We start from the raw sequence: 25,896 nt of genomic DNA, 5'->3' as shown, positions 1-25,896 counted from the left end.
TGATTCATTCCCGCCTAATCCAATCCTCATGAGCGATCGCAAAAAAGCCTTGGAAAAAATTCACGTCATCCCTGGTATGGGCTGCATGGTGCAGCCTAAAGGCGTGGCTTTTCGTGTGTGGGCACCCCATGCAGAAAGTGTTTCAGTGGTGGGGCTTTTTAATAATTGGGACCCTGCGGCACACCCCATGCAGCGTGAGGATGGGGACACATGGTTCACCATGGTGGATGTGGCTGAGGAGGGCCAAGGTTACCTCTACCACATCCGGAATGGTGAGCAGGAATTTACCCGGCCAGATCCACGCGGGCGAGCTATGGAAAACTCGGTGGGCAATACCCTGGTGTGGAAGCCTAAACCGGAAGAGGCAGGTCCTGCCTTTACCGCGCCCAACATGAATGACTTGGTCATTTATGAAATGCATGTGGGGTCATTCAATGTGCCTGAAGGTGCCAATCATGGTACCTTTGCGAGCGCGGTGGAGAAGATGCCTTATTTGAAAAGCTTGGGCATCAATGCGATCGAGGTGATGCCTGTAGCAGAGTTTGCGGGAGATCTTTCTTGGGGATACAATCCCGCCAGTCCCTTTGCTGTGGAGTCTGCCTACGGGGGACCTCAAGGATTGCTCGCTTTCGTCAAAGCCGCACACGCTCATGGCATCGCGGTCATCATGGATGTGGTGTACAATCACTTTGGGCCCTCAGATCTCGGCCTCTGGCAGTTCGATGGCTGGTCTGAAAACGACAAAGGCGGTATCTACTTTTACAACGACCACCGCTCCAGCACGCCATGGGGAGACACCCGGCCTGATTACGGGCGGGGTGAGGTGCGCACCTACATTCGCGACAATGCGCTGATGTGGTTTGAAGAATACGGTGTGGACGGCCTGCGCTGGGACATGACGGTTTTCATCCGCAGTTGCCAAGGCAATCCTGGTCACCCAGACGATGATCTTTCTGAGGGATGGGGCCTGATGCAGTGGGTGAATGACGAGATCCACGCGCAGTATCCAGATGCCATCACCATCGCGGAAGATCTGCGTGACAGCGAATGGCTAGTCAAAGGCACAGGCGCAGGGGGGGCAGGCTTTCGCTCACAGTGGAATGCGGCTTTTGTACATCCTGTGCGCGATGTGATGATCCAGACAGCTGATGAACATCGGCGGTTGGAAGCCATTCAAACAGCTCTGACCTGCTGCTTTGATGGCGATGTCTTCAAGCGTGTGATTTACAGCGAGTCACATGATGAGGTGGCCAATGGAAAAGCGCGCCTGCCCACGGAAATCTCCCCGGATGATGCGGGTGCGCTGCCTGCAAGACAGCGGTCAAACCTCGCTGCGGCTTTGGTCTATACCGCGCCAGGCATCCCCATGATTTTTCAGGGGCAGGAGTTCCTCACAGATGAATGGTTCCGTGACGATGTGCCCCTTGACTGGTCGCGGCCTGAGGATTTCAAAGGCGTACTAGCTCTATACCGAGATCTCGCTGGTCTGCGTAGAAACCTGGGGGGTAACACTGCGGGGCTCACAGGTCAGCACGTGCATGTGCATCATGTGGAGCATGAGCGTAAGGTTCTGGGCTTCCGTCGCTGGCGCGAGGGAGGGGCGGGAGATGACGTGCTCGTCATTTTAAATCTGAGTCATACCGCTGCAGATGATGTGCGTGTGGGCGTGCCAAACGCAGGCTGCTGGAAGGTGCGTTTCCACAGTGACGCCCAGGTCTATGGGCACGATCTGGGAGGTCACCCCTGCCTGGATGCCGAGGCCACGGAGGGAGAATGGGAGGGGTATCCTTTCAGCATTCATCTTGCCTTAGGGGGATACTCTGCGGCTATTCTTTCGCAGGATAAGTGAGTGGCTTCCGGCACTCATGAGTGAGCCTGCAGGCGCTGAATGAAGCGGATGAATCCCTTGTTTGATTCTCACTCGCGCGAAAATTCTCTGCATAAACTCGCTGTTGCGTTGAAGGCGTGGGCTTATCGTACACGCCAATCCATGCAGCAGCGCCGTACCAATCTCTTGCTCATCCTCCTGGTCATCACGCCCGTAGCGTTGTTGACTTGGCTGGGCACATACCTCATCCGTGATGCTGCACGCAGCACGGACTCTGCCATGCAGGCGGTGCTAGCAGAGAGGCTGGCTGTGGCTAACCAGCAATTGGTCAACGATCTTCGCCGATTTACGGATAAACTGGATCTCATGGCCAACGCTGAGGGAATGACAGGTCGCGAGGTAGCAGCAGCTCTGGGCACGCATCAATGGATGATGGAGACCTGGGTGGCCCAGGAAGGCGGGGCAGTGATACCCGTCTTTGAAAAATCGGGCCATACCCCAGGTGAACGTGCTGATGCGCAGTTGAGATCGTCCGTGCTGCTGGACACTTTAAAGAGTGCCGTCAGCCAAGCGAGCGCCACGACAGGGCCCTTTTATGCTTGGGTCAATGCCACTCCTGCTCAGGCGACAGACCGCAGTCGCCAAGCGACGTGGATGACCTTTGCCCGAGCAGATAACTACCGTCTGCAGAATTTGGAATTGGAAACAGGACCGAGCAAATTTCTTTCGGGCTGGCACGTGACGGACGGTGATTTTATTTATTGGCGGCAGGTTTCGCCTAGAGAGGTGGTCTGTGCCCGGCTGATCAGCCTGCTTCTTCGGCGGGCGCTGTATGATCGCCTGCCTCCCCCTGGGTTGGATCCTTATCCCGGCAAATTGCTCCTGGCCACAGCCAGTGGTATCCAATTGCACACGGCTGGGCGCATGCTGTCAGGGTCCAGTGCGGCACCTTCAGCCCGTCTCGTGTGCTCTGCTCCGCTCAGTCAATGGGTGCTGTCGTATTCACCCGCCTCGGTGGAGTTCCCGAAGCCTTATCTGTTTCCCATTTTATTGGGCGTGAGTTCTGGCTGTTTGTTGGTGTTAGCTTTGGCCTGGACATTCTTCCGTGAAAATGCGCGTGAACTGCGTCTAGCTCAGCAGCGAGTGAGCTTTGTGAATCAGATCTCGCATGAACTCAAAACACCACTCACGAATATCCAGCTCTACACAGAGATGGCGGCGCATCGGATCGAAGATAGCGGTGACGCCATCGCGCAGCGCCATCTTCGGGTGGTAGAGACAGAAACGGCCAGGCTGAATCGCCTGATTCAAAACGTGCTGAATTACGCCCGCCAACAGCGGGATAAATTGAGCGTCCAAATCAAGCCCATCGTGCTGGATGAAGTGGTGAATCGTGCGGTGGGAAATTGGCGTACTTTGTTAGAAAACAAAGGCTTCCAGGTCCACACCGTTCTGCAAGGTCCGCCACTCATGAAGGCCGATGCGGATGCCCTGGAGCAGATTTTGGGAAACCTTCTCTCCAATGTGGACAAGTATGCAGCTCATGGAAAATGGGTGTCTATCCGCACGGAGACGGCTGGCAGCAGCGTCAGGATCGTGGTGGAAGATCGGGGTTCTGGCATTCCTTCAGGGAAACGCCGCATGGTGTTTGAGCCCTTTGAGCGCCTGCGGTCCGATTTGAATGAAGGCGTCAGCGGCACCGGGATTGGTTTGACGATTTCGCGTGAGCTGGCTGATTTGCACGGCGGCTCACTGGAGGTTTGCAGCCTCTACAAAGATGGCGCTAGATTTATTCTCACCTTGCCCGTTCATCCTCTATGAAGATCCTCATCGCCGAAGACGACGACCACACCCGCGAAGCCCTGCGCGAGGTGCTCAGCATGGAAGGTTATGACCTCGTGACAGCGAGTGATGGCCTGCAGGCGGTGGATTTCTTTCGCGCTACGCGGCCTGACTTTGTCTGCCTAGACGTGATGATGCCCGGCCAAAATGGCTATGAGGTCTGCAAGCAGATTCGCAAGATGGATGAGAATGTGCCCATCCTTTTTCTCACCGCCAAAGCGGAGGAGATTGATACCGTGCTGGGGCTGGAACTGGGGGCAGATGACTACATGACCAAGCCCTTTGGGGTCAAAGAGATCATCGCCCGCATTCGCGCCATCCTGCGGCGCACCGCAGCCCGTGCGGGAACAAAACCGCAGAATGAAGACTTTTTGATGGATGACCTGAAGGTGGTGCCGGCGGAATTGCGCGCCTACCGGGATGGGGCCGAGATCCAGCTCAGCCCACGTGACATGAAGGTTCTGAGCTTACTCTATGAGCGCAGGGGCAAAGTGGTGGACCGCAACACCATGGCAGATGAAGTTTGGGGCGTGGACTATTTCCCCGAAAGCCGTGCGCTGGACCAGCACATCTCCCAGCTCAGAAAACGGGTGGAAAAAGATCCTGCCAATCCGCAGATCATCCGCACTGTGCATGGGGCCGGATACCGATTTGAGTAAGGGAGGTTGGATCATCGCCTGACGCAACTTGTAGTTAGAAATAGTTCTTGCCTTCTTTTGGCTTACAGATGTAATCTTGAGATTACATTTGTAATTCAAGAAAATGCCTGCGCGTCCCCAGCCCCCGCTTTCACCCAAAATCTCCGATGCCGAATGGACCGTCATGAAGGTCTTATGGGAGCGTGGGGCGAGCACCGTGGCGGAGGTGGTAAAAGAGTTGGAAGGCCGCCTTCATTGGAAACCACGCACCGTGCAGACTCTGGTGCGCCGCTTGGCGGACAAGGGGGCTCTCGCGGTGGAAACCGTCGGGCGTGAATTTCGCTACGCACCGGCTGTGGCCCAAGACGAATGCCAGCATGAGGAAAGTCGCAGTTTCCTCCAGCGTGTGTTCGATGGTCGGCTCACGCCTTTTGTGAGCGCGCTGATGGACCGTGAAGAAGTCTCTAAAGATGATCTAGATGCCCTGCGCCGAGTGCTGCGTGAGGCGGAGAAAAAACTCAAAAAGTAGCCTCCCATGAATGCTGCCACTTTGGATTCCGCTCTTCACTGGCTCATGCGTACATCGCTGGAGGCCAGTGTACTCATCTTGGTTGTCTTGGGTCTGCGGACATTGTTAGGAGCACGGCTGGAGCCTGCTTGGCGGATCGGTTTGTGGGTGCTGGTAGGAGCCAAGTTGTTGTTACCGGCTTGCATCCCTGCAGGGTTTGGTTTGGGAGGGTGGGCGCAGAGCGGCCTGGTAGCTTCACTGCCCCTCCGGCACGAAATCACGGAAGACCCAATGAACGATCTAAATAGCGCCCTGAATGTGAGCGCTCAAGAGGTCGTCACACCAAGTAACCAAGCTACTTTTTCTAGGGCACATGCGCTATTTGTGATTTGGGCGGTGGGGGCTTTCTCGATCTTAGGCTGGGCCTTTTGGCGGCAACGTCATTTTGACCGTCAACTGGCACAAGCACCGCATGGAGAAGATGCAGCGTTGCTCTCCGTCGTGCGTGAGGTAAAGCGGCTGGCTGGTGTGAAGGCTGAGGTGCAGGTGCGGCTTTTGCCTCCTGGCAGCACACCCGCTGTCACAGGCCTGCGGCGGCCTCAGGTTTTACTGCCAGCAGACTGGGACATGTGTTTTGATGCAGCCAGCCTGCGGCATGTGCTTTTGCATGAACTCCTGCATGTGCGGCACCGGGATCTCTGGTGGAACTGGGCCATGCTGCTGGTGCAAGCGCTGCATTGGTTCAATCCTCTTGTGTGGTGCATCGGCTCACGCTTTCAGGCGGACCGGGAACTTCGCTGTGATGCCGCTGTGCTGCGCCTGCTTTCGCCTAACGAACGATGGGCTTACGGGCACACGCTCCTTCGCATTCAAGAAACCTTTTTTGCACCCCCGGTCATGGCAGGCGTGGCCTCGTGCGTGCGTAACCACCCCAGCCTGCTGCAACGCATCTCCATGATCGCCCAACCTCACCGCAACCATCCGTGGCTCCACGCCGTCTTCACCCTCGCATTTGGTGTGATCACTTGTTATGCTTTCACTACGGCGCATGCGGCTGAGGAGAAGGCCCTGCCTGTGAAGGAACGCAGCCGTGAGGGAGAACGTGGTGCGCTCTCCCATGAAGCCGAGAAGTCTCCCCGAGCCAGCCGCGAAGGCGATGGCAAAATGACGGGCGAGGGCGATGGGCTGAAGAGATCTGACATGCGCGACCGTGAGGACACCAAGACAGGGCCACGTGATGGGGATCGACCCAAAACCACTGAGCGAGATGGTGAGCGGCCTAAATCTGGACCACGCGATGGCGATAAACCGCACAGTGGTGAACGTGATGGTGAACGCCCAAAATCAAGTGAGCGGGATCATCCAAAATCTGGCTCTGAGGAGCGCGAAGGTAGGCGCAAGAATGCCGATGTGAGAAATTCTGAAAACGCCTCTGGCGAAACCCTGAACCTCCGTGTCACCCAAAATGGTGAGCGTGTGATCATCGGCCAGGAAGAAGTCGCGATGAATCGGTTGCGCGGTCATTTGCAAAGTTTTTTGCCAGAGCATCCGGGCGCTCAGGTTATCGTGAGGGGTGATTCTGGCGTGCCTTATAAAGCCCTCGCCGAGGCGATGGATGCCGTGCGCGACAATGGGAATAAGAATGTCAAAATCCAGGCTGATTGATTCGGCGGTTGGATTCCTTGGGACAGGCGATTGCGCCGGAGATCATTCTTCAATTTAGGCAGCAGAGGCCCCTCGGCTGAGTGGTTCAACGATGCTGCATTTATCCTTCAGTTCTTATGTTTAGAATCACCTGTTTATTCTTCGTCTGCTGCACCCTGGTTCAGGCAGCGACTCCGGTGGATGTGAGCCGTGCATTGTCCCGAGCTGTCGCTTTTTATCACACAAAGGCGGCCACGCATGGCGGCTATGTTTACCGTTACAGTGCAGACTTTACGCTACGTGAGGCGGAAGGCATCCCTGGGCCAGACACGATTTGGATCCAACCGCCAGCGACTCCGGCGGTAGGCATGGCTTTTTTAGATGCGTATGAAGCCACGAAAGATGAAACCTGTCTAAAGGCGGCGCTGGCAGCCGCGCATGCCGTCAGCCGCACCCAGTTGAGCTCGGGCGGGTGGGATTATTCCGGTCATTTTGATGCCGCCAGCCGAGCGAAACATCTGTATCGTCGGGATGTGGAGGGAAAGTTGGTGGAGCGGAAAAAAATCCCTCAGGGTGAGGCGGGCTGGCATATCTGGCGGCAGCGTGAACACAAGGACGCCAACTACTCCACGGTGGATGATGACGTGACGCAGGCCGCCACGCGCCTGCTCATCCGGGTGGACCACGCGCTGGCCGGAAAGGATGAGGAAATCCATGAGGCTGCGGACTATGCGCTCAATGCGATTATGAACGCGCAGTATCCAGCAGGTGGCTGGTCGGCTAGTTTTGATACCTGGCCGTCCTCGCCCCCGCCTGTGGACAAATATCCCGTTAAGTCGGGTAACTACCCAACGACGTGGCCGCGCAAATGGCCGAAGGATTTCACGGGCTGTTATGTGCTGAATGACAACACTCATGCTACCCTGATGAGCACGCTGTTGCTGGCGTGGAAGCTGCGCTCAGATGAACGTTACCTTACCGCTGCAAAGCGGGGTGGGGATTTCCTGGTCACCGCTCAAATGCCTGAACCGCAGCCCGCCTGGGCTCAGCAGTACAATGCGGAGATGCAACCCGTATGGAGTCGTGCGTTTGAACCCAGCTCCGTCAGTGGACGCGAATCTCAGGCAGCCATGTGGGCTTTGCTAAAACTCAGTGAAGCCAGCGGTGATAAAAAATACCTAGTCCCTGTCGCGAGGGCCTTGGGCTATCTCCGCAAGTCGTTGCTGCCCGGTAATAAGCTTGCGCGCTTCTATGAGCTACAAACGAATAAACCGCTGTACTTCGAACGAGGTGAAGGCGGCAAAGGCTTCGAGCTTACCTATAGTGATAAAAAAGCCTCTTCAAATTACGGCTGGGTATGGGACAGTGAACTGGATGCCATTGAGGCTACCGGACGCAAGATCGCTCGCAATGAGCCCGTGACCTTTCCCCGCACTGAAAAGGAGCGCTGGTCTTCACCGCCGACAGATCAAGACATCGCGCAAATCCTGCGTGAACAAAAGCCCGATGGATCCTGGACGGAGACTCAAGATGAGAGGGGCATCATGCGGGATGCCAGCGGTAAAAAAACACAGCCCAAGGGCGGTGTGATTTACAGCGATACCTTTGTCCAAAACGTCCGCGCGTTGAGCGCTTGGTTAAAGACTCAAGGAGGCAAACCCTGAAAGCTTGCCTTACCTGAGTCGTCTTGAGTTTGCTGCTGACGCAGATCCATAGCTTCGCTACGGACGATGAGAATCCCATGCCATGTCCCTACAAGCCGATGCAGCAGCCGAAGGTGTCTGAGGTCAAAGGCAAAGCATGGCCACGAGATGATTTGGACCATTTTATCCTGGCTCGTTTGGAGAAAAAAATCTACGCCCGATTCAGGATGCAACACGGGCAATGTGGATGGCAGGTGGTCGTGTGAAGGGAGAATATGTGCACGGCAGCACGAATGAAATGGGAGATACCGCAGCGACAGGGGTGATGAGTACGGATGATCTGCATGCCACAGTTCTACACCTGCTGGGCATCAATCATGAGCGCCTAACCTATCGTTATGCGGGGCGGAATTTCCGGCTGACGGATTTCAACGGCGAAGTGGCAAAGGCTATTTTGGCCTAACGGATGACAGCCCTTTCAAAGGCTGGCCTTCTCTGCGGTTTCATGCTTTGATAGCTGCCACCATGAATCGCCGCACCATCCCCTCGCTCCAGATGAGTGATTACGGACAGGATGGCCTGCGTGAACAAGGCGTGGTGGTGATGCCGCTGGAGATTTCCATGAGTCAAGAACCGCAGCGGCTGATTCCCCATTTTCATGATTTCTTTCAGCTCTTCCTCATCCAGGGACCAGCGCGGCTGATGCATGATTTCCGTGAATATGATGTCACGGGCATCACGTTGTTCTTCCTGAGTCCAGGGCAAGTGCATACCATTTATCCACGGTCAAATTCCATGCGCGGAACAGTGGCTTCGTTCACTCAGGCGTTCTTTGATCATCAGTTGCCGCCGCCCAGCATGCTGGTGGAGTTACCTTTCTTTTTTGCTTCTGGGGCCCCGCCCTGGTTCTCCGTGGAGAAAAGAAAGGCCGCGCGCCTCATGGGTTTGTTTGGAGATTTGCAGCGCGAGTATGATGGCGGGCAGCGTGGAGTGATGGAAGTGCTACGGTCGCTTCTGCGCATCCTGTTAATTGAGGCTAGCCGTATAGAAACCGTGGGACAGCCCGTGAAGGAAGCCACCCGTGCTGCTCTTTTGGCACGTCAGTTTCAGTTGGCCCTGGAACACCACTTTCGAGAATGGCAGGCTCTGGCACCTTATGCGAAACAACTGGGCATCACGGTGAATCATCTCAATGATGTCATCCGTGAGGAGACAGGCCATGCGGCAGGGGAGTTGATCCGTCATCGGCGTCTGCTAGATGCAAAGCGGCTGTTGCTGCATTCCGATCTCAGTGTTTCTGAAATTGGTTATCAGATCGGTTTTCAGGATCCCTCCTACTTCAGCCGATTCTTTCGCCGATATGCAGGTGCAACTCCCGCTGATTTCCGGGAGGCAATCCGAGAAAAATACCATTGAGACTGGGCAGAGCACCAGGGCTGTCATTTGAGGATGAGCGACTTCTTGGCAAGAGTCCTCGTCCTTATGAATGAGACTGTGATTGATGGGGTACCCGCGCCGACGAGGGCTCCGCAGAATGCCACGGAAACGGTGTTTGCCCTGCTTTTTGCCATCAGCTTTTCGCACCTGCTGAATGACACGATCCAGGCTTTGCTGCCGGCAATTTACCCGGTGCTCAAGGAGTCTTACGGACTCACCTTCACGCAGCTCGGACTCATCACGCTGACCTTCCAGGTCACCGCCTCGCTTTTGCAGCCACTGGTCGGCTACATCACAGATAAAAAGGCCATGCCCTACTCCCTGCCTGTGGGCATGGGCTTGACCTTAGTAGGCCTGCTGGCGCTTTCGCAGGCACATACATTCCCGACGATTCTCATTGCTTCCGGCATGGTGGGGGCGGGTTCGGCCATCTTTCATCCAGAGGCTTCACGCATCGCTCACATGGCCGCAGGACGGCGGCGGGGGCTGGCGCAGTCCCTCTTTCAGGTGGGTGGAAATGCAGGTACTTCCATCGGTCCCTTGCTGGCCGCATGGTTCATCGTCCCTCATGGTCAGGCAGCCCTGTCGTGGTTCTCGATCATCGCCATGGTCGGCGTCTTGATCCTTTTTCAGGTGGGGCAATGGCAGGCACGAAACCTGCATCGCATTCACAAAAGGCGGGGCACGGCTGCAAGCACGATGAGTGATGCGCCGACAGGCAAGCGCGTGGCCTTTGCCGTGGCGGTGCTGGTGGTGTTGATCTTCTCCAAGTATGTGTATCTGGCCAGCCTAACCAATTACTACACCTTCTATTTGATGGATCGTTTTCACGTTACGGTGCAGCAGTCGCAGTATTACTTGTTTATCTTCCTCTTTGCTGTCGCCGCAGGGACCATCATCGGTGGGCCCGTCGGGGATCGCATCGGTAGGAAGCGGGTGATCTGGGTTTCCATATTGGGAGTGGCTCCCTTTGCGCTCTGGTTGCCGCATGCTGACCTGATGACCACGGCCGTGTTGACCGTCATCATCGGTCTGGTGCTGGCCTCAGCCTTCTCCGCCATTCTGGTTTATGCGCAGGAACTCATGCCGGGCAAGGTGGGCATGATCGCCGGGTTGTTCTTCGGTTTAGCCTTTGGCATTGCCGGTATCGGCTCTGCTGTGCTCGGAGCCATGGCCGATAGCCAGGGCATCAACTTTGTCTTCCATGCCTGTGCCTATCTCCCTCTGCTGGGACTGCTGACGGCGTTTCTGCCGGATGTCGAAACTGCCATTGAGAAGTGAAGACCAGCAACGGTAGCAGGGAGACTTTGACCCCATTGCCCTGGGCCTTGTGTGGATGTGAACTTGAAGTGGTTTCGATAAAATCAAAATCTCATAAACAAGAGGCTCGCAGAGCTACCAAGCTTGCAACTTGGCCGCAGCATGATTGGGTAAACGTCCGACCATGAAAGAAGACCCCACGGTGCCTAGTGATGCACGTTTTGAGACCCGAGCCATCCACATCGGCCAGGATTACCGCAGCGAAACGGGTGCGGTCATCCCACCGATTTACATGACCTCGACCTACGAGACGGGGAATCCTGGCGGCTTTGACTACACGCGCAGCGGCAGCCCCAATTATCGCAATTTGCAAAACACCCTGGCCAGCCTAGAAAATGCCCAGCACTGCACGGTCTTCGCCAGCGGCGTCTCCGCCATCACCGCCATTGCCTTTGGCCTGAAAGCCGGGGACACCATCGTCTCCGAACAAAACATCTATGGCTGCACCTACCGCCTGTTTGAGCGCGTGCTGCGCAAGTTCAATGTGGAGATCGAGTACGTGGACCTGGCCAATCCCGCGAACTACGCCCGCATCGCTGAGATCAAACCAGCCCTGGTATGGCTGGAGTCCCCCACGAACCCCCTGCTCAAAATTTTGGACATCAGCGCCATCGCCGATGTGGCCCACAGCGTTGGCGCCACGGTGGTGATGGACAATACCTTTGCTTCTAGCCTCCTGCAGCGTCCTCTGGATCTAGGGGCCGATCTCTCCCTGCTCAGCACCACGAAGTACACCAATGGTCACTCCGATGCCCTGGGTGGCGCGGTCTGTTCGAATTCCGCCGAGTGGCAGGAGAAAATGATCTTTGCCCAAAAAGCCCTCGGTTTGCAGCCCAGCCCTTTTGATTCCTGGCTGACCTCACGTGGCGTGAAGACGGAGGCCCTTCGCATGGAGCGCCACAGTGCCAATGCCCTGGAGTTGGCCACCCGCCTGGAGGCCCGGGCCGACGTGAAAAGTGTGCGTTATCCCTTCCTACCTTCGAACCCTCAGTATGAGCTAGCGAAAAAGCAGATGAGCGCGGGCTCGGGCATGCTGTTGGCTGACTTTGGCCACACGCAGGAGCAGGCCCTCGCTTTCATCCGCAGGCTGCGTCTTTTCACACAGGCCGAAAGCCTCGGCGGCATCGAATCTCTGGTGTGCCATCCAGCCACCATGACCCATGCCTCCATCCCCAAAGACATCCGTGAAGCCGCCGGTGTCACCGATGGCCTCGTGCGTTTTTCCGTCGGCATTGAGCATGTGGAGGATCTCTGGGCAGACATCGAGCAGGCCTTGAAAGCCTGATCTCTCGCCCCGCGCCTCCCTCACCTGCTTCCCCCCTTTCTTTGACGTGGCATTACGCATTCATACCGCCATCACCCATGGTGAAATTGATAACACCGAACGCGGCCGCGTTCGGGGTCGTTTGTGGTTAATCGGACGTGAGGAGCCCGTGGAACTGGACCTGGATGGTGATGCCTGGCGGGACGTGGCTGGCACGCGTGTCTCCTTTGTCAATCCCACTGCCCTGCCCCAGCCTGAGTTGCGGAAGCTGAATCGCCTCCAGCATGGAGTGGTCGGTGACATCACGGCTTCGCGCAGGGTGAAGGTCTTCACTGTGCCGGAAGAAGAATGGCAAGCCGCCTACCGGGAAGACCGCATCGAAGACGTCCCCACGGAGTGGCGAAACAGCCTCTATCTGGAATGGTTCACTGCCGAGCAAGGCCGCTGCGTGGTAGAGAGCGCGGATTTAGAGATCACCATTTCGGAACATGTCTGGGAAATGGATGAGGATGAAGAAGGTGCGCAAAAGCTGGCGAACATGCAGGCCATGCGGGATTTCCTCGCGGCCATCATTCAGCGGCCTGAAGAGACTGAAAACGAACCAGAAGATGACGAGGGTGATCTGGCTCTGACCGAGGAGCAGTGGGAAGAACAACTGCAAGCTTCAGATCGGCTCGCTGATGCCAGCATGGAAGCCTACGAAAAGTATGGCGAAGATGAAGATGCCGATGAAAAAACGGCCTTCGTCATGGGCTGGGACCATCTGCTGGAAGACATGGCCGATGCTCAGGAAGGAGTGCAACCCTCAGAAAACGATAGCGACGATAAAAAGCGCCGCCGTGAATGGGCCGAGCTGATGAATCAAGCGGCCGAAGATGTGGAGCACGAATCCTGGAAACAGGAGGAAAAAGATGAACCGCATCCTCTCAAAGACCAGTCTCACCAGTATCTTGTCCGACTCATGAGCGACATGCGTGCGACGGGCCTGAATAAAGATCGGGGAGATGACCCCGATCATCCGCTGGATCGTTTCATGTCGAACGTGATGCAGGTCAGTGGCAAGCTCGCCGCCGCCCTGCACTCCCGCCGTGACTTGGAAAACCCGATGGATCGCGGTTACGTCCTCGCCATCACCAAACGCTGTTTGAACTGGATTCACGAAGCCCTCGCCGCTCTCCAGGATCTTCACGCCTTGGAGGACTATGCTTCGCATCGGCGGCTTATTGAAACATGGCGGGAGGGTGCCCTTCGGCTGCGTAATAGTATCGCGGACCTGCGTGAGGAATTGACCAAAGAATAAGTTTCAAATTACGCCGAGGGGAATAGGACCGTTTTGTTTGTATGCACTTGGCGAAGCAGCCGCCGCGATGGATTAGCTAGGCTAGAAACAGGAAAAAATCTCCAGATTTGAACAAAAAAAGCGCATTTCCATCTCATAGCTTCTGATTTCTGCCGCAAGGCAGTTTGCATGCTCCCAAGCACATGATGAAACAACGCTTTCCGTTCCTATCCTTTTCTTTACAGCCCCTGCGCTTTCTCGTTCCCGAACTCCCACAAAGCGCTCACACGCGCTTGTTCAGTCATTTGCAGAAGGCGGACTATTCGGTTCGCCTTCTTCGTTATTGGTGGGCGGGGCAGGCGCTGAAAGCCGAGGCCAAGAGACTAGGGCGACCGCTAACCGTTGTGGATCTGGGCTGTGAACGTGGCTGGCTGAAGCACTTTACCCCGGCAGGGACCGTGGATCGCTGGATCGGCCTGGATTGGAACCCGCGCGAGGAGGTCCGCACTCTGGCAAACTACGATGAGGTGCATCACGCAAACTTCGACGATACACTGCCTGTCTCTTCCCAGGTGGCAGACGCCGTTGTTAGCTTGCATGTATTTGAGCACCTGCCCCGCCCTGGCAGCACAATAGCGGAGATCAGCCGGCTCCTGCGTCCGGGTGGGATTTTCCTGGGCGGCTCGCCCACCATGCCACACTGGTTGGCCCAGTGGAGAGAGCGTTATTTCCGCCGCCGTTTGCAAAAAGGGCAGATCGCCCACGGGGGGCACATCACCGTTCTTTCGCCTACACGCTGGCGACATCTTGCCGAGGATGCTGGGCTGGATGTGGAGTTCATAACAGGTAGCCACTTGATGCGGCGCACTGGCCATGCGCTGGAGAATCAGCGCTGGTGGATTCGGCTCAACCAAATCTGGGGTGGTCTATTTCCCAGTCTCGGGTCGGAAGCTTATCTTCAGGCGCGCCGTCAGCCGCAGTGGGTTAGTCAAACCGATGATCTTTCCTCTCACGATCCTCACTGGCGCGGCCTGTGGGTGGGGCTTGGCGTGGCTGCCCTTCTACTGCTCATGGGGGTAGGTTATGGGTGGGTTCAAAATCTGCAGGAGGCGCATCGGGAAACACTGGCCTCCTGGCTAGACGCTCATCAAAAAGGTGGGGATGTGTTCATTTTGGGTGAAGAGGCTTTTCACCCAGAGATTGTAGATCGCCATGATACTCACCCAGCCGACTCCCTGAATGCGCTCAGTCATTTGTTGGAGCGGCACCCGGACGCACACGTGCTCGTTTCCCTGCCCACGGCTCTGGATCTGATCAACCGGAACACCACCGACCTCTGGCAGGTAGATTCGCGTCTGGATTTGGATGACCACGATTACCTCCTGTTGAAAAAGCATAGCGACGGCACCCCACTTCATGAATACCTGCTCGGTGCCGTCCATGTGCCCGCCAAGCCAACTTCATTGATGGATTGAGGGGGTAGCTTTATAACCGAAAGCGACGACCACCAACGTGAGACTGTTGAATCGAAGCAAGATATGTTTCGTCATCAGTCTCATGCTGGTTTCTGAAAATTCGCTTACGCCAATCTCACACTCCTCTTCTTGTCCAGCTTCAGAACGGCGCCGGTTTCCCAGGCGGGTTCGGCTTTGGGGTCGGTGAGTTTTTCGCCGTTGAGCTGGATGCTGCCGCCTTGGACGAGGCGGCGGACATCACCACCTGAGACGGTCTGCTCAAAGACGGAGAGGTAGGCATGCTGAACCACGCCCAGCACATCGCGGCGATCCGCCAGAGTGAGCAGGGGCAGCTCCACATTGGCGAGATCTTTCTTGCTGAAGCGCAGGTCCCAGTCGTCGCGGCATTCCTGGGCAGCAGCGGCACTGTGGTAAACGGCCACGCATTTGCCTGCCAGGGCTTTCTTGGCTTCCATCGGGTGCATCGTTGCATCCAGTTCTTCGCCGAGGACGAGCAGGTAGTACTTTGCCATGAGCTCGTCCGGGATGCTCATGAGTTTGCCGAACATCTCCTTCGGCGCATCCGTCAGGCCCACGTAGTTGCCCAGGGACTTGGACATCTTTTTCACGCCATCCAGACCTTCCAGCAGGGGCAGGGTCATGCAGATCTGTGGCTCCATGCCTTCTTCCTTTTGCAGGTCGCGGCCTACCAAAATGTTAAACAACTGGTCGCTGCCGCCGATCTCCACGTCGGACCGCACCACCACGCTGTCCCAGCCTTGCATGATGGGGTATTGGATTTCGTGCAGGCGCACCTCGGTGCCATTGGCCACGCGGTTTTTGAAATCTTCACGCTGAAGCATCTGTTGCAGGGTGACGCGGGCATTCAGTTTGATGACTTCCATGAAGGGCATCTCTTTGAACCAGTTGCCGTTGAAGACGACTTCCGTCTTGTCCTTGTCCAGGACGAGGAAGGCCTGGTCGGTGTAGGTCTTGGCATTCGCCAGAACTTCGTCGTAAGTCAGCGGCGGGCGTGTGGTGGAGCGGCCGCTGGGGTCGCCGATCATGGCGGTGAAGTCGCCGATGATGAGCACAATCTGATGCCCGAGATCCTGAAACTGACGCAGTTTTCTCAAGGCGACGGCATGCCCCAGGTGGATGTCTGGAGACGTGGGGTCCACACCCAGCTTGATGCGCAGGGGTTTGCCTTTGGCCAGTTTCGCCGCGAGTTCTTTCTCACTGTGGATCGTCACAGTGCCGCGCTTGAGGATTTCGAGTTGTTCAGGAACAGAGAGCATGATGGAAAACGGAAGGATGCCGGGGTGACAGCATGTCGAATGCCGGGCAAATGACAAATGCCCAAAGCAGAAGTTGCTGCTTTTCACCTTCACAGGGTTGGACGCAAGAAATCAAGGAGCCACATCCAAGGCCGTGAGATTCCAATAAGGGCTGTTTTCTAGAGGAATGACAGGTGGGATGATGTATTTCTGCGGCCTCATGTGTTGCAAACGTCCCTTGTTTCTACTGGCCCTTGGTTTCTGTGCGCCCTTGTTTGGGGCTTTGGAGCTCCAGGTCTCCCCTGTCCTATCTGTGCCACAGGCCTTGCAACAGGTGCGCGAGATGCGCCTGGCTGGCAACCAGGAGCCTGTCACGCTGCGCCTGCCCGGTGGGATCACGGAACTCACCCAGCCCATCGTTTTAGAAGCTCCCCATTCCCACCTCACCATCACAGGCACGAAAGCCACACTCATCGGTGCCCCGCTGGTTACGGATTGGCAGCCCCATGAGGGCCAGATCTTGCGCGCAGATGTTTCGAAGCTGGTCCCCAAAGGCTTTTTGCCCAAACAACTGCTCTTCGGCGGCCAGCGCCAAATTTTGGCCCGTTACCCGAACTTTGAGGAGGCGGATCCCCTTTACGGTGGCTGGGCCTTTGTGGCGGACTTTCCACAGGCTGGGGCACCTGAAGGACATCAGTGGAAACGTCATCTTTATGTCAAACCTACCGACATCCGAAAATGGGCTCACCCAGAGGATGTGGAGTTGGATATTTTTGCCCAATACGGCTGGTGGAATTTCATCGAGCCCATCCAGTCTGTGGACTCTCAAACGGGCCTGCTCACCCTCAAGAAAGATTGCAGCTATGACCTGCATCCGCATAACCGCTACCACTTCCAAAATGCCCTGGAGGAACTGGATGCGCCAGGCGAATGGTTTTATGACAAGCACACGGGCACGCTATACTTTTGGCCTCCTCAGCCCCTAGCAGATCAGGAAGTTCGCCTGCCCCTCCTGGAGAGTTTTTTCAAGGTCAAAACGGGCGCTAAAAACATCACCTTGAGCGGCCTCACCCTCACTGGTTGCCACGGCTCCGCCATCACGATGGATGGCGCGGAAGATTGCCGCGTGGAGCGCTGCACCCTTACCCAGGTGGGGGCCTTCAGTGGTAGCGGCATCACCGTGAGCACGGGTAAGAATGTGCGCTTATCTCGCAATGAAATCAGCTACACAGGTAGCAATGGCATCAGCCTCAGTGGGGGAGATGGCAAAACGCTGACAGGTCCCGGTCACGTGGCGGAAGACAATCACATCCACCACATCGGCGTGTTCAATAAGAACGCTTGCGGCATTGCCCTCAACGGTGTGGACCACACGGCGGCGCATAACCACATCCATGACGGCCCACGAATGGGCGTGCAGATGAGTGGGAACAATCTCATCGTGGAGTACAACCATCTGCATCATCTGGTGCTGGAGACCCAGGACGGCGGTGCCATCTACACGGGCGGGCGGGACTGGATCAGCAGCCGGGGTAGCAAGTGGCGGTATAACTTGATCCATGACATCGTCGGTTGTGGTCAGGAGGCGGGCGGTCTGAAACATCCCTGGTTCACCTTTGGGCTCTATCCCGATGATAACAGCGGCGGGCTGGACATCATCGGCAACATCGTTTTCCGGGTGGCCCACACCCCCATTCACATGCACAACGCCCGCGACTGCGTGGTGGAAAACAACGTCTTCGCCCTCGGTGGTAAGTTCCAGTTTGATCTCCATGGTTGGACAAAAACCATGCGGTTTTATGACAGTCACTACCCCACCATGGTGAAGGGCTACGAATCCGTCATGGGCCAGCCGGCGTGGAAAAACATGCGCAACATGGATCTCCACCCGAAGGATGCCATCCGTGAAGACGGCACCATGATGAGCGGCAATGTGTTTCGGCATAACATCATGTTAGGCGATACGCCCGGCGTGAAGTATGGCGATGTCCGTCATGCCTCCCCCCAGTGGAACTCGATTGATTATAACCTCGCCTGGAATGGCGGGCATCCCATCGTCACAGGCATCAATCAAGTAGGCCCAGACAAGGGCGAGCCGCTGGTGGTGGAAAACTTCGATCAAGCTCCAGCGGGTAAAACTCCGAAAGGCTGGGGTTTTAACCATCGGCCTAACCCAGAGGTACAACTCCTCGTGGCTGAAGGGGCCCTGCGTGTGGACTGCGCTTTGGGGAAAGATCCCAAGAATCCCAAAAGCGTCTTTCATGGCCCAGATGTGCCTATCCAACCCGGAGCTGCCTATCGGGTGAAACTGCGTGTCAGATCCACCGAGCCGAGTGCCAAAATGAGCCTCGCCCTGGCTTCGTTTAAGAATGGAGAGGGCTACTGGCAGACCGGCAGCACCAGCATCGTCGCGACGAGCGAATGGCAGGAAGTGGAGGCCACGGGTCGCATGCTGCGTGAAAATGAAACTGGCTGGAAACCCTGGATGAAAGCCTTCTGGCTGCGCGTGGACTGCCATGAACCTCAAGGCCAGATCTTCCTGGATGACATCCGCATCACCGAGGCAGAACCGCTGGATGAATGGACCGCCTGGCAGTCTGCGGGGTGGGATAAACACAGCCTCGTGGCTGATCCCCAGTTTGTGGACTGGAAGAACGATGACTGGCGCCTGAAGCCTGAATCCCCTGCCTTCAAGCTCGGTTTCAAAGCCATCCCGGTGGAAAAGATCGGCGTGCGCAAGGAGTAGCGAAGAGCCAAACAGTCATTGCCGAAGAATCTCCCGCGCTGCATAGCATCCCATGCACTACTTTATCACCGGCACCGATACCGACGCTGGCAAAACCTACGTCACCTGCTTGCTCATTGAGGCTCTGCGTCGTGAAGGGCATGCCGCCGTGGGCTACAAGCCGCTGGCCTGTGGTGACCGCATGGATGCCCACGCCCTGCGGCAGGCTAGCGAAGAAGTGCTATCTCTGGAGGAAGTGAATCCCGTCTATCTCAAGGTGCCTGCCTCTCCGTTTGCCGCTGGACTGCTGGAAAACAAAAAAGTGGATGTGGAGGCCGCCAAACAGGGGTTTTTCTCCTTAGCCGCCCGGTTTTCTCAGGTGCTGGTGGAGGGGGCTGGGGGCTGGGAAGTGCCATTGACAGAGAAACTGAGCATGGCGGATCTTGCTGGCGAGATGTCCATTCCCATCATCGTCGTGGTGAATAATAAATTAGGCTGCCTCAACCACACGATTTTGACGGTTAAAAATATCCAAGCTCGTGGCCTAACCTGCGCGGGCATCATCCTGAATAATACCCACGATGAAAGGGACCTAGCGAGCATTTCTAACCGCATGGTTCTGGCGCAATTCTTAAGTGTACCCGTCCTTGCGGAGATCATGCATGGTGAGTCTCAGATGGACTGGCCAGCAGATTTACCCTTATAAAGACTGTCACGATTGATTAAATTTGGGGTAATTACCTGGGGGGCTTGTGCCGAAATGCTTGATTTCCCGGTTGCCGTCCCGATGATGCCACCCTTTTATCCCATCGCCCAACCACGATGAAATTTGCCATTTTCGGAGACATTCATGCCAACCTGGAGGCCCTGCAGACCGTTCTGTGGGATGCCCAGGAGCAGGGCTGTGCCAACTACGTCTGCCTCGGTGACATCGTCGGTTATGCCGCGAATCCTGTGGAATGTCTGGAAACGGTGCGCCAGATGGGGTGTCCCGTCGTGCGTGGAAATCATGACGAAGGCGCGGCCAGTGAAAGCCACCTGGATGAGCTAAATCCCCTGGCCCAAGCGGCTCTGTTGTGGACACGTCAGCAGTTGAATGACGATCAACGTCAATGGCTACGTGAGCTGAAACTGGTGCGCCAGGTGCGGGATTTCACCATCGTCCACTCCACGCTAGATTCTCCGGGAGCCTGGGGCTACGTGACCAATCGTTTTGATGCGATGGCCAGCTTCAGCTACCAGTTTACCCAGGTCTGCTTTTACGGTCACACCCATGTGCCGCGCATTTTTGAAAAGGATGATTCCGTGCGCGCTGCCCGTGGCAATGATGTCACTCTCCAGCGTGGCGTGAAGTATTTCGTCAATGTCGGCAGTGTGGGCCAGCCCCGAGATGGAGACTGGCGTGCCGCCTATGCCATCTATGATGTGCAGGCGCAGACCATTTCCATCCGCCGCCTGGAGTATGACATCCAGACCGCGCAGGATAAGATCCGTGCCGCCGGGTTGCCCTCTCTGCTGGCTGAGCGTCTGTCTTTGGGCAAATAAATGAGCGCGTCTGGGCTGCCTTCCTTGGCTGGTTTTCGGTCGGTCATGATCGTCAAACCTAGCTCGCTGGGAGACATCGTCCACACGCTCCCCGCCGTGCAGGCCATCCGGCAGGCTTACCCACATTTGTCCATGCGCTGGCTGGCGAATACGGAATGGACACCGCTGCTCCAAGGCTCCCCCTTGTTGGACGAAGTCATCCCCTTCCCGCGTAAGCAGTTCCGTGGGCTCGGTGGATTATTCAAACTCCATGCTTGGACTCGTCAATGGCGCTCCTTGTCTCGGGAAGCGCCGGAGATCGTACTGGATTTTCAGGGTCTTTTTCGCAGTGGCTACATCGCACGTTCACGCGGTTCACGACCTGTCGTGGGCCTCTCGGATTCCCGAGAAGGTGCCCGTTTTTTTCATGATCACGTAGTGCCGGTGGATGCAGCGGCCCATGCGGTGGATCGTTACCTCACCCTGCCGCGCGCCTTTGGTATCCCGGTGGAGGCTGAGAGCCTGACTTTCCCCTTGGCCCATGGACAAAAACCCGTGGGATGGCCAGATCGAGAGGATTTGATCGTCCTACACCCCTGGTCACGGGGGGAGGGAAAGTCGCTGTCACCAGAGGTCGTCCAGGCCCTGTGTGAGGCCTTGGCTCCTCGGCCCGTGGTGCTGGTGGGCATGTCTCAGGGGGCAGCCATTCCGCGAGGTGCTCATGTGGTGGATTTCAGCAATCGCACCTCGTTAGCAGAGCTCATCTGGAGCCTGCGCCAGGCGCAGTGCGTCATCAGTGTGGACAGTGGCCCCATGCACATGGCGGCCGCAGTGAATGATCGCACGCTGGGCATCCATACCTGGAGCGATCCGCGCCAAGTGGGCCCCTACAACCCACGCGCGTGGGTGTGGAAAGCTGGCCGAGTAGCACGGCGTCACACCTTAACCGCAGAGGAATGTACCACCAGTCGTCAGGTGACCCTGGCAGATGTACCCCCAATTGCCGCCTTCGTCAGGAACTTCGGCGAGTAAGCATTGACAACCCAGGGCTGATTTCTAAACTCGACTTTGTAATTCAAACTGCACACGGGACCTGGAGGTTTACACTCAATGAGGAACGACGAATCTGAAGAGCCGAGGCGCGGCAGCCCAGCGCTGCACTCCGAAAAGATCATGACGGACCGGAAAATTTTCTTTCTGGACCTCAAAGAAAATGAACGGGGTCGCGTGATCAAAATCACCGAAGACGTCCGTGGCCGTCGGGATACCATCATGCTGCCCCTGGAGGCTGCCGATGAATTTCTCGATGCCCTTCAGCGCATCCTCGAAGTCGAACGCGACCTTCAGTAGCTCCTCGGCTCCAGGTCCCCTTCCCCCGCGACCTCATGACGGAGGAAGAAATCTTCCATGCCCTGCTCACTCAGGATGACCCTGAGGCCAGGCAGCATGTGCTTGAGGAACATTGCCAGCACGATCCCCTGCTGCGGCGGCGGGTCGAGGCCTTGCTGGATTCGCTGAAGACAGCGAACTTCATGCGCGTGCATTTGGAGCCGCCAACGGTGGTCAAAAACGCCATGGCGGAGAGTCAATCCATCGGCCCGTACAAGTTACTCCAGCAGATCGGAGAAGGGGGTTTTGGCACCGTCTGGATGGCGGAACAAACCCAGCCCGTGCAGCGGCGTGTGGCCCTGAAGATCATCAAGGCCGGCATGGATACCAAGGAGGTCATCGCCCGTTTTGAGCAGGAGCGTCAGGCCCTCGCGCTGATGGATCACCCAAACATCGCGCGGGTGCTGGATGCGGGTGCGACTGAAACCGGGCGTCCCTTTTTTGTCATGGAATTGGTTCGCGGCGTGCCCGTGACGAGGTTTTGTGATGAGCACCTGCTCAACCCAGAGGCGCGGCTTGCTCTCTTCATCCAGGTCTGCAGGGCGGTGCAGCATGCTCACATGAAGGGCGTCATTCATCGCGACCTGAAGCCCTCGAACATCCTCGTCACTCTCCATGACGGCGTGCCCGTGCCGAAGGTCATTGACTTCGGCGTGGCGAAGGCCATGCAGCAGCGCCTCACGGACAAGACGCTCTTCACGCACTTCGAGCAGATGGTGGGCACCCCCCTCTACATGGCCCCCGAGCAGGCGGAACTCAGCGGGCTGGACATTGATACCCGCTGTGACATCTACGCGCTCGGCGTGCTGCTCTATGAACTCCTCACGGGTTACACCCCGTTCAGCCAGGACGAACTGATGAAGGCCGGGTTTGATGAAATGCGCCGCCTCATTCGCGAACGTGAACCGAAGAAACCTTCCACCCTTTTGAAGACGCTGGCCGCAGCCACCGTCAGCACCGTGGCCAGCCATCGCCAGAGCGAGGCGCCCAAGCTCATCGGCCTGCTGAAGGGCGACCTCGACTGGATCGTCATGAAGGCCATGGAAAAGGACCGCCGCCGCCGTTATGACACGGCCAGCGCCTTGGCGGATGATCTCCAGCGCCATCTCGATCACGAGCCCGTCCTCGCCCGTCCACCAAGCACGATCTACCGCCTGCATAAGCTGATGCAGAAAAACCGGGCGGCCTTCATCACCGTCACCTTGGTCGCCTTGTCTCTACTCGTGGGGCTAGCGATCTCCACCACGCTTTATGTGAGGCTGAAGGTTGAAAAAGCCCAGCGCGCCGTGGAGGCAGCCCAGTTTGCCATCATGAGCGGTGAGGATGAGTGGATCACCGCCGCCATCCGTGAATGCACCGCCGCTGGTGTGCCCCAGGCCTTCATCGGCCTGCTGGAGGGGGAACAGCACTTGATTCAAGGCCGGGTGGAGGATGCCATCCATACGCTTGAGGACCTTGTTCGTGAAGCCCCCCAGAGCATCCCTGCGCGTGCCCTCCTAGCCACCGCGCATGATTTGGCGGATGACACCCGCAGCTACCATCGGGTGATGGCCACGCTGGCGGATGCCAAGCCGAAAGAGCGCGAGGATTACCTCATTCTCGGTCACGCTCTCAGCCACAGTGAGGATGCGAAGGAACGCCAGCAGGGGGTCGAGTTCATGGCTCACGCCATTCATCAAATGAGGGATTCGCCCATGGCGCGGGTGCTCCTAGCGGAGGCCCGCACCCGACTCGCCCTTCACAGCCACAGCCTGGAGGAAATCCAGGAAGCGATCGCCGACATCAATGCCGCCCGTGGCTGGCAGCGCCACGGCATCGCCGTGCTCGCCATCAGCTCCTGGGCCTATGCCGTGGGGGCGAAGATCGCTTCTGAAAAAGACCGGGCTGATCTACGCCAGTCCTGGCTGGCAGTCGCCCAAACGGATGGGGAACAACTGGCCACCTTCACCAGCTACTACGCGGAAAAATACCTGAAACTGCAGAAAGCCATCTTTGCCGATTTGGGCGTGAAGTGATGTGAATGAAAATGAGTTAGGCGGATGCAGCATCACGCGAGTTTCAGCGTCGTGTTTGCCTGACACAGTTCATCATGAATGATGCGCAAGGCATCGGCAGTGGGATGGACATGGCTGCTGCCCAGGCGTTCCAGAAAACGGCAGGCGGCATACCCCTGGGCCTTGGCTTCATAGGCAGCGATCCAGCGATGGCGGGCGGGCAGGTGCTCAGGCTTCACCGGCCAGTAACCGGGCCGGGGGCGAATGTGCTCGCGGATACCGATGCGCCAGGGTTTGGGGCTGAGGCGCGCACGGAAGCAGTGCTGATTGCGGCACATGCGGACGTAGATCGGGTCCGCATCCAGCGCTTCAAAGAAGTGCTGAACCACCTCATCGCGCGCGCCGAAGGTGGTGTGCATGACCAGAACGCGCAGTCCTTTGGGGGTCTCATAAACCCTCAGATGCCAGTCCGGGTGCTGGCGAGAAAACTGGTGGATGCGCTGGTGGGCGCGTTCGCGAGGGCCGCCTGTGGCTTTTTCATACAGGCGGAAAAGAAGCAGCGCCAGAGGTGAGCCGACCACCAAGGCGATCAACAGGCTGATCACGGTCACTTTGATGGAGCCTTGCCAGAGACCCAGCGCGGTGGCGACGGCCACCAGGGTAAGATAAACGGAGCAGCTCAATTTCAGCGGTACACTCTGGCCAAAGTCCACATCGGCAAAGAGTACGTCAGGGGTATTCAGGCAGCGCGCACCGTACAGATTCCGGGTGATGACCGCCTCCCCATGACGGGCCAGGATTTCCTCGCGGATGGGCACACCCTCTGCGCCGTTGTAGGCCATCTTGGGTTCGTATTTTTCCACCATCTCGCCGGCGGCGATTTCCTTCAGGGCCGCCTTGGCCCGTTCATCAGCATGGGCCTGGGCCTCTTCCTGGCTGATGTCGGACCAGCCAAATCGGCGCACGGTGACCTGACGGTCATCAAGACGTGCTTTGATTCGGCCCTCGGCCCAGAATTCAGGGACAATCATCCTGCGACCATGAAAGGGCGCATTGTGGCTGTCAAAACATCATTCCTTTGCACCCGGCGCGCTTTGCAGGCAAACATGGGCGTATTCTTCTGCTGGATTTTCCTTGCCGCCGCCTTCCAGGCGCACAGGAGTGTCGGCGCCCTATTTCAACCATGTCCCAACCTACCCTCACTCTCGGCACTCGCGGCAGCGAACTGGCACTCACGCAGACCCGCATGGTCACGGACGACCTGCAGGCGGCGCATGCGAATCTGCAGGTGGTGCGCCAGATCATCCAGACCAGTGGGGACAAGCGCCAGGACCTGCGTTTTTCTGAATTCAACGCGGTGGCCCATGTGGACAAAGGCATCTTCATCAAGGAACTCGAGATTGCCCTGGAGAACAGCGAGATTGATGCCGCCGTGCACAGCCTGAAGGATGTGCCTTCGGATCTGGCGGCGGGTTTTGTCATCGCCGCTGTACTGCCTCGCGCGCCGATTGAGGATGTGCTGATCACTCGGGAGGCCTGCACTTTGGAAACACTGCCCAAGGGGGCCCGTGTGGGCACCAGCAGCGTGCGTCGCGCGGCCCAGCTCAAGTGGCTGCGGCCGGATGTGGAGATCGTCGAGATTCGCGGCAATGTGCCGACTCGCGTTAAAAAAGTTCTCGGCGAACAGCCTCTGGATGCCGTGCTGCTAGCCGCTGCCGGTTTGATCCGCCTAGGCCTCATGGAAGGCAGCCAGATTCAGATCGAAGGTCACACCCTCAGCGCCTTGACGCTGGATCCCGTGACCTTTTTACCCGCTGCAGGGCAGGGGGCCATCGCCATTGAATGCCGTGCCGGCGATGAAACCTCCATCCAGGCCGTGCGGGCCCTGAACCATGCCGAAACAGAGGCCCGCGTAACCGTGGAGCGCGAGTTCCTCCGTCTGCTAGGGGCAGGCTGCCAGACCCCTGTCGGTGCCCATACTTGGATCAGTGGGGACCAGCTCACCATGGCGGTGCGGGTTTTTAACGAAGCGGATCTATCCGTGGCACCCGTGGAACTGGAGGCCACCGGCCCCGTGTCAGATCCTAAAGCTCTCGCTGCCACCTTGGCCAAGCAAGTGCTTGGCTGAGC

The 25,896-nt window shown here is 57.3% G+C and carries 21 protein-coding genes; 19 read left to right on the top strand and 2 right to left on the bottom strand.

The features are described from left to right. Positions 1-28: 28 nt before the first annotated feature. From HNQ64_RS03820 to HNQ64_RS03765, 12 genes are all read left to right on the top strand, one after another. Positions 29-1,849, top strand: coding sequence for an alpha-amylase family glycosyl hydrolase (locus HNQ64_RS03820; RefSeq protein WP_221305319.1), 1,821 nt, complete (start codon positions 29-31; stop codon positions 1,847-1,849). A gap of 48 nt (positions 1,850-1,897) precedes the next feature. Beyond that, entirely contained in the window at positions 1,898-3,649 is a 1,752-nt protein-coding gene (locus HNQ64_RS03815) for a sensor histidine kinase (RefSeq protein ID WP_221305318.1), read from the top strand. Further along, positions 3,646-4,329, top strand: a complete 684-nt coding sequence (locus tag HNQ64_RS03810) for a response regulator transcription factor (protein WP_184205509.1) — start codon at positions 3,646-3,648, stop codon at positions 4,327-4,329. The genes HNQ64_RS03815 and HNQ64_RS03810 overlap by 4 nt, the downstream gene beginning before the upstream one ends. Positions 4,330-4,432: 103 nt before the next feature. After that, complete coding sequence (locus HNQ64_RS03805) at positions 4,433-4,837, top strand: BlaI/MecI/CopY family transcriptional regulator (protein ID WP_184205507.1); 405 nt, start codon at positions 4,433-4,435, stop codon at positions 4,835-4,837. A 6-nt stretch (positions 4,838-4,843) separates the two neighbouring features. Beyond that, a complete protein-coding gene (locus tag HNQ64_RS03800) occupies positions 4,844-6,481 on the top strand; it encodes a M56 family metallopeptidase (protein ID WP_184205504.1) in 1,638 nt (545 codons plus the stop codon). A gap of 116 nt (positions 6,482-6,597) precedes the next feature. Beyond that, positions 6,598-8,124 carry a pectate lyase gene (locus HNQ64_RS03795; RefSeq protein ID WP_184205502.1) on the top strand — a complete coding sequence of 509 codons (1,527 nt, stop codon included), beginning with the start codon at positions 6,598-6,600 and terminating at the stop codon, positions 8,122-8,124. Positions 8,125-8,350: 226 nt separating this feature from the next. Then, positions 8,351-8,566 (top strand): DUF1501 domain-containing protein, encoded by a 216-nt coding sequence (locus HNQ64_RS03790; protein WP_246430925.1) that lies wholly within the window; start codon positions 8,351-8,353, stop codon positions 8,564-8,566. Between the two features lie 62 nt (positions 8,567-8,628). Then, positions 8,629-9,519, top strand: a complete 891-nt coding sequence (locus HNQ64_RS03785) for a helix-turn-helix domain-containing protein (RefSeq protein WP_184205498.1) — start codon at positions 8,629-8,631, stop codon at positions 9,517-9,519. Positions 9,520-9,585: 66 nt separating this feature from the next. Continuing rightward, complete coding sequence (locus HNQ64_RS03780; RefSeq protein WP_184205496.1) at positions 9,586-10,821, top strand: MFS transporter; 1,236 nt, start codon at positions 9,586-9,588, stop codon at positions 10,819-10,821. 163 nt (positions 10,822-10,984) lie between these two features. Next, positions 10,985-12,145: a trans-sulfuration enzyme family protein gene (locus HNQ64_RS03775; protein ID WP_184205494.1), complete on the top strand. Its 1,161-nt coding sequence runs from the start codon at positions 10,985-10,987 to the stop codon at positions 12,143-12,145. A gap of 46 nt (positions 12,146-12,191) precedes the next feature. After that, a complete protein-coding gene (locus tag HNQ64_RS03770; protein ID WP_184205492.1) occupies positions 12,192-13,424 on the top strand; it encodes a hypothetical protein in 1,233 nt (410 codons plus the stop codon). A 182-nt stretch (positions 13,425-13,606) separates the two neighbouring features. Beyond that, the gene (locus HNQ64_RS03765) at positions 13,607-14,878 is read left to right on the top strand and encodes a class I SAM-dependent methyltransferase (protein WP_184205489.1); all 1,272 of its coding nucleotides are present in this window, start codon (positions 13,607-13,609) and stop codon (positions 14,876-14,878) included. A 104-nt stretch (positions 14,879-14,982) separates the two neighbouring features. On the opposite strand, the gene tyrS is transcribed toward HNQ64_RS03765, so the two are convergent. Next, positions 14,983-16,155, bottom strand: coding sequence for a tyrosine--tRNA ligase (gene tyrS / locus HNQ64_RS03760; protein WP_184205488.1), 1,173 nt, complete (start codon positions 16,153-16,155; stop codon positions 14,983-14,985). Positions 16,156-16,354: 199 nt separating this feature from the next. Between tyrS and HNQ64_RS03755 the strand changes: the two genes are divergently transcribed. The 6 genes from HNQ64_RS03755 to HNQ64_RS03730 all read left to right on the top strand — a co-directional run bounded on the left by HNQ64_RS03755 (position 16,355) and on the right by HNQ64_RS03730 (position 23,787). Further along, positions 16,355-18,880 carry a right-handed parallel beta-helix repeat-containing protein gene (locus HNQ64_RS03755; protein ID WP_184205486.1) on the top strand — a complete coding sequence of 842 codons (2,526 nt, stop codon included), beginning with the start codon at positions 16,355-16,357 and terminating at the stop codon, positions 18,878-18,880. Positions 18,881-18,932: 52 nt separating this feature from the next. Further along, positions 18,933-19,565, top strand: coding sequence for a dethiobiotin synthase (bioD, locus tag HNQ64_RS03750; RefSeq protein ID WP_184205484.1), 633 nt, complete (start codon positions 18,933-18,935; stop codon positions 19,563-19,565). A 116-nt stretch (positions 19,566-19,681) separates the two neighbouring features. Continuing rightward, positions 19,682-20,404 carry a metallophosphoesterase family protein gene (locus tag HNQ64_RS03745; protein WP_184205483.1) on the top strand — a complete coding sequence of 241 codons (723 nt, stop codon included), beginning with the start codon at positions 19,682-19,684 and terminating at the stop codon, positions 20,402-20,404. Positions 20,405-20,449: 45 nt separating this feature from the next. Further along, positions 20,450-21,415 carry a glycosyltransferase family 9 protein gene (locus HNQ64_RS03740; protein WP_184205481.1) on the top strand — a complete coding sequence of 322 codons (966 nt, stop codon included), beginning with the start codon at positions 20,450-20,452 and terminating at the stop codon, positions 21,413-21,415. 78 nt (positions 21,416-21,493) lie between these two features. After that, a complete protein-coding gene (locus tag HNQ64_RS03735; RefSeq protein WP_184205479.1) occupies positions 21,494-21,733 on the top strand; it encodes a DNA-binding protein in 240 nt (79 codons plus the stop codon). Between the two features lie 35 nt (positions 21,734-21,768). Beyond that, a complete protein-coding gene (locus tag HNQ64_RS03730) occupies positions 21,769-23,787 on the top strand; it encodes a serine/threonine protein kinase (protein ID WP_184205478.1) in 2,019 nt (672 codons plus the stop codon). Positions 23,788-23,819: 32 nt separating this feature from the next. On the opposite strand, the gene HNQ64_RS03725 is transcribed toward HNQ64_RS03730, so the two are convergent. Continuing rightward, a complete protein-coding gene (locus HNQ64_RS03725) occupies positions 23,820-24,797 on the bottom strand; it encodes a hypothetical protein (protein WP_184205476.1) in 978 nt (325 codons plus the stop codon). 152 nt (positions 24,798-24,949) lie between these two features. Between HNQ64_RS03725 and hemC the strand changes: the two genes are divergently transcribed. Further along, the gene (gene hemC, locus HNQ64_RS03720) at positions 24,950-25,894 is read left to right on the top strand and encodes a hydroxymethylbilane synthase (RefSeq protein ID WP_184205474.1); all 945 of its coding nucleotides are present in this window, start codon (positions 24,950-24,952) and stop codon (positions 25,892-25,894) included. Positions 25,895-25,896 lie beyond the last annotated feature (2 nt).

Source organism: Prosthecobacter dejongeii (assembly GCF_014203045.1).
Lineage (GTDB): Bacteria > Verrucomicrobiota > Verrucomicrobiia > Verrucomicrobiales > Verrucomicrobiaceae > Prosthecobacter > Prosthecobacter dejongeii.
The sequence above is the reverse complement of the archived record's forward strand: the minus strand, read 5'-3'. Positions and strand labels throughout refer to the sequence as shown.

Bases quoted from the DNA above. Each gene is read 5' to 3' on its own strand.
- HNQ64_RS03800 (WP_184205504.1), top strand. From the start codon at position 4,844: ATGAATGCTGCCACTTTGGATTCCGCTCTTCACTGGCTCATGCGTACA.
- HNQ64_RS03745 (WP_184205483.1), top strand. From the start codon at position 19,682: ATGAAATTTGCCATTTTCGGAGACATTCATGCCAACCTGGAGGCCCTG.
- tyrS (WP_184205488.1), bottom strand. From the start codon at position 16,155: ATGCTCTCTGTTCCTGAACAACTCGAAATCCTCAAGCGCGGCACTGTG.
- HNQ64_RS03780 (WP_184205496.1), top strand. From the start codon at position 9,586: ATGAATGAGACTGTGATTGATGGGGTACCCGCGCCGACGAGGGCTCCG.
- HNQ64_RS03820 (WP_221305319.1), top strand. From the start codon at position 29: ATGAGCGATCGCAAAAAAGCCTTGGAAAAAATTCACGTCATCCCTGGT.
- HNQ64_RS03795 (WP_184205502.1), top strand. From the start codon at position 6,598: ATGTTTAGAATCACCTGTTTATTCTTCGTCTGCTGCACCCTGGTTCAG.
- bioD (WP_184205484.1), top strand. From the start codon at position 18,933: ATGCACTACTTTATCACCGGCACCGATACCGACGCTGGCAAAACCTAC.
- HNQ64_RS03755 (WP_184205486.1), top strand. From the start codon at position 16,355: ATGTGTTGCAAACGTCCCTTGTTTCTACTGGCCCTTGGTTTCTGTGCG.
- HNQ64_RS03815 (WP_221305318.1), top strand. From the start codon at position 1,898: ATGAATCCCTTGTTTGATTCTCACTCGCGCGAAAATTCTCTGCATAAA.
- HNQ64_RS03735 (WP_184205479.1), top strand. From the start codon at position 21,494: ATGAGGAACGACGAATCTGAAGAGCCGAGGCGCGGCAGCCCAGCGCTG.
- HNQ64_RS03725 (WP_184205476.1), bottom strand. From the start codon at position 24,797: ATGATTGTCCCTGAATTCTGGGCCGAGGGCCGAATCAAAGCACGTCTT.
- HNQ64_RS03805 (WP_184205507.1), top strand. From the start codon at position 4,433: ATGCCTGCGCGTCCCCAGCCCCCGCTTTCACCCAAAATCTCCGATGCC.
- HNQ64_RS03730 (WP_184205478.1), top strand. From the start codon at position 21,769: ATGACGGAGGAAGAAATCTTCCATGCCCTGCTCACTCAGGATGACCCT.
- HNQ64_RS03790 (WP_246430925.1), top strand. From the start codon at position 8,351: ATGGCAGGTGGTCGTGTGAAGGGAGAATATGTGCACGGCAGCACGAAT.
- HNQ64_RS03785 (WP_184205498.1), top strand. From the start codon at position 8,629: ATGAATCGCCGCACCATCCCCTCGCTCCAGATGAGTGATTACGGACAG.
- hemC (WP_184205474.1), top strand. From the start codon at position 24,950: ATGTCCCAACCTACCCTCACTCTCGGCACTCGCGGCAGCGAACTGGCA.
- HNQ64_RS03775 (WP_184205494.1), top strand. From the start codon at position 10,985: ATGAAAGAAGACCCCACGGTGCCTAGTGATGCACGTTTTGAGACCCGA.
- HNQ64_RS03740 (WP_184205481.1), top strand. From the start codon at position 20,450: ATGATCGTCAAACCTAGCTCGCTGGGAGACATCGTCCACACGCTCCCC.
- HNQ64_RS03810 (WP_184205509.1), top strand. From the start codon at position 3,646: ATGAAGATCCTCATCGCCGAAGACGACGACCACACCCGCGAAGCCCTG.
- HNQ64_RS03765 (WP_184205489.1), top strand. From the start codon at position 13,607: ATGATGAAACAACGCTTTCCGTTCCTATCCTTTTCTTTACAGCCCCTG.